This is a genomic window from Symbiobacterium sp. (genome assembly GCF_040797425.1).
Taxonomy (GTDB): domain Bacteria; phylum Bacillota; class Sulfobacillia; order Symbiobacteriales; family Symbiobacteriaceae; genus Symbiobacterium.
In genome coordinates this window covers 1-3,218 of record NZ_JBFNEH010000110.1, presented here as the reverse complement: position 1 = coordinate 3,218, position 3,218 = coordinate 1, and the positions used below count along the sequence as shown (strand labels likewise).

The following is a 3,218-nucleotide window of genomic DNA, read 5'->3' as shown; positions in this document are numbered from 1 at the left end:
GCCCTGGGGGGAGACTCCTCGCCGGTGCTGGCCGGCCACCTCGGGGACGGCAAGGCCCTTTGGCAGCACCAGCACGCCTTCTACCTGCCGGAGGACCGGGACGGCGACGGCCGGGTCGATCACCTGCTCATCTACGCACCTGCCGGGTTCAACCCGACGGAGCTGGCGGCGCTGATGCGCGTGGAGCGGCTTTACGGCGGCCCGCTCGACCTCCGGGCGGAGGTGCTGCTGGCCTGGGACGACCGCGTGCCGGGATCTGCCGATCTGGCCGCGGGCGAGGCCGACACCTGGGAGTCCGCCACCGCGCTGATCCTGCCCCGGCACCCCAAGCGCTTCCGCACTGGCCGGCCGAAGCTGACCCCTCTCGGCGAGCAGGTGGACGGCCCCGAGGACCAGTTGCGCCGGGAGATCGCACTGCGCCGGGAGGCGGGCGTTCAGGTGCTGCCCGATCCCGTCTCGATCGGCCGGGTGGAGCGGCTGCCCGTGCCGACCCGGGGGAGCGAGATCTCCTGGACGGATTTTCTCTGGCGCAGGCCAGGGGGCGGGGCGGCCAGCGGCCTAGCCTTTGGATTGCGCATCACATTCCCGCACCCGGTCCGGGGGCCGCTTGCCTTCGGCTATGGGTGCCATTTCGGGCTGGGGCAGTTTCGGCCTGTGGGAAGGAGGCTCTAGTGCGTGGGATACGACACGCACGTCTGTCTGGTTTCGGCCCAGCCGCTGCCCAACCTGATCCCGATCCTGCACCGGGACCTGCGCCCCCGGCGGGTGGTACTGCTGGTGTCGGACGATATGCAGCAGCGGGCCCGGACGCTGGGCGAGATCCTGCCGCAGTGGGGCCTGGCGGTAGAATCGCGCCCGGTCTCCCACACGGACGGGGACGCCGTACGGAAGGCCGTCGAGGCCATCCTGGCGGAGCGGAAGGGTGAGCGGGTTGTCCTGAACGTAACCGGCGGTACGAAGATCATGGCCCTGGCGGCCTACGAGGCGTTCCGCGCCGCCGGGCAGCCGGTCTTCTACGTCGATACCGACTCAGACGAGATTCGCTTCCTGTGGGAAGGGCCGGTCCTGCCCATGGCGAATGTGGTGGACACGACGACGTACCTGCGCGGCTATGGCTACAAGATCACGGAGGTGCGTGGGTCTGTGCCGGACGCGTGGACGGTCGCCGCCCGCACGATGGGCGCGCAGGTCGGGCGGTGGCGCGAGGCCCTCCTGGCGCTGAACGCCTGCTGCGAGGGCGTCGCCAAGCACAAGTTGGCCACGCCCCGGCCGGTCGAATACAGTGCGGGAATGGGCGAGGTGCTCAGCCTCTTGGAGCGCCATGGGCTGGTGCGTGTGGAGGTCGCCCGCGGCCGGCGCTACCTGCGGTTTCCCGGGCCGGAGGAACTGGGGTTCATCAGGGGCGGCTGGTTGGAGGTGTACGTCTACGACCTCGTGAGACGGATGGAAGGCGCCCTGGAGCCGCTGATGGGTGTGAAATGCCTGAGCGCCCGGGGTGTGACCAACGAACTGGACGTCGTCTTCACCTTCCGCAACCGGCTCTTCATCGTGGAGTGCAAGTCGGGCAAGTGGAAGCACAACAAGGGGATGCCCTACAAGCTCGACGCCGTGCGGGAGAAGGTGGGCGGCCTCTTTGGCCGCGTGATGTATGTGTCGGTGGACCGCGTGAGCGACCTGGAGTACCTCCGTGCTCAGGAATGGAAGATGCAAGTGGTGCAGGGCGAGGAGATCGCGGCGCTGCCTGACATCTTACAGGCGTGGACGGGGGCGGGCCGCCGGGGAGAAGGATGACAAGTGGATCTCATCTGGGACTGGATGGACAAGGCGTCCATCATCATCGGGCTGGGGACGTTTCTGTTCAGCGCCCTGACGTGGTTTCAGGTGCGCCGCATGCGCAAGCGCTGGGCGGAACAGGCGCGGCGGATCACCGTGGGTGACCAGGCCGTCCCCGGCGTCCTGATCATCAACGTCGCCAGCGAACCCATCAGCGCAACGGTGCGCAGGTTCGTAGCCACCCAGGAATGGGGGTGGGAGCGGCTGGATGAGCTGCCCTGGCAAGAGGTCGTATGGGCGAAGGAGGTAACGCCGGAGATCCTCGACGACCTGCTTGACCGGGTGCGAACGGCGCGCGCCGAACTGCAGGCGAGGGGGTGCGACTCGCTGCACCTCTTCATTCGGGGCCCGGTGATGATTGGCGCGTTGGTGGGCGCGTTGCTGGGCAACGGCATTCCTACGATCCTGTACCATATGGATAGCAAGCAGGGTTATCAGTCATGGGGATACTTATACCGGGGCCGGTGAACAGGAGTGTGTGTGGTCATGCCGACTGGTGAGGTTACCCTAGACGTGAGCCAGCTGTACAGCGGCACGGGGACCGCGAAACTGGCCGATCTGCCGGCATATGAAGAGGCGGTGCGCCAGCAGGTGCCCGCTGGCGCCGTGGTGCGGCTCACCGGCGCCGGACCGATCTGGCTGTACCTCCGCATCGCCCACGTGCTGCACGGCCGGGCGAAGCGGCTGTTGTACCATTCGCCCGTTACGGGCGACGTGGTGATTTTTGACCATGATCCGTATTAGGATGAAATACGTTGCCTGCTGGCGGACTCTGCCCATGTGCCTGGGTAGATAACCGTTACGATGGGACGAGCAGTGCTCGCGGCAACGTTATCGATTGCACTTGCGCGGGACTTGTCTCGTGGGATCATCTGCTAGCGACGAGTTTCGACGATTGCCAACAGGCGTGTAATGGCTGTCGAGCAGGGATCTTGCCGGCGAAATAGTGGAAATCCTGCGGTTTCTGACCCGGTGAGGGGGAGGAACCCGATTGCGTCATCGATACCTTGTCACCTGTGATGTCAGCGACGACGGGGAGTCTGCTGTTCCACATCAACCAGCGTGAGGATCGAGTAATGATCGTGAACCTGGGGCCGGCGAGTCGCCAGGGCGAGAAGGCCATCGAGTTCTGCGGGCGTGCGGGGCCCATGCCGGACCTGCGGTGGTGTGGTCCGTTTCGAGCGGTGATGTGATGCCGTAACCCCCGGGGGGCGCTCGAAAGGCTTGTGGCTGTAGGGAAGGAGTGGAGTAGAGAGGTGATGAAAAAGGGAAAAACAGGACGTTATGCGGGTGTTCTCGGGAACCGCTCGAAATCGGGCTCTAGAAGCCTTGTGGCACAAGGGCTCCAGGCAGGCGCTGTATCCACGGCTGAAAAGCCGTGGCTC

At 65.9% G+C, this 3,218-nt stretch carries 4 protein-coding genes; all 4 read left to right on the top strand.

Annotation, left to right across the window (positions count from 1 at the left end; genetic code table 11):
- The coding region (gene csb2 / locus AB2385_RS16790) for a type I-U CRISPR-associated protein Csb2 (protein ID WP_367656161.1) at nucleotides 1-672 on the top strand (672 nt) is incomplete at its 5' end.
- Between the two features lie 3 nt (nucleotides 673-675).
- On the top strand, nucleotides 676-1,791 hold the full coding sequence (locus AB2385_RS16785) for a DUF1887 family CARF protein (protein WP_367656160.1): 1,116 nt from the start codon (nucleotides 676-678) through the stop codon (nucleotides 1,789-1,791).
- Nucleotides 1,792-1,794: 3 nt separating this feature from the next.
- A complete protein-coding gene (locus AB2385_RS16780; RefSeq protein ID WP_367656159.1) occupies nucleotides 1,795-2,301 on the top strand; it encodes a hypothetical protein in 507 nt (168 codons plus the stop codon).
- Nucleotides 2,302-2,319: 18 nt separating this feature from the next.
- Entirely contained in the window at nucleotides 2,320-2,577 is a 258-nt protein-coding gene (locus AB2385_RS16775; RefSeq protein WP_367656158.1) for a CRISPR-associated protein Csx3, read from the top strand.
- Nucleotides 2,578-3,218: the final 641 nt, after the last annotated feature.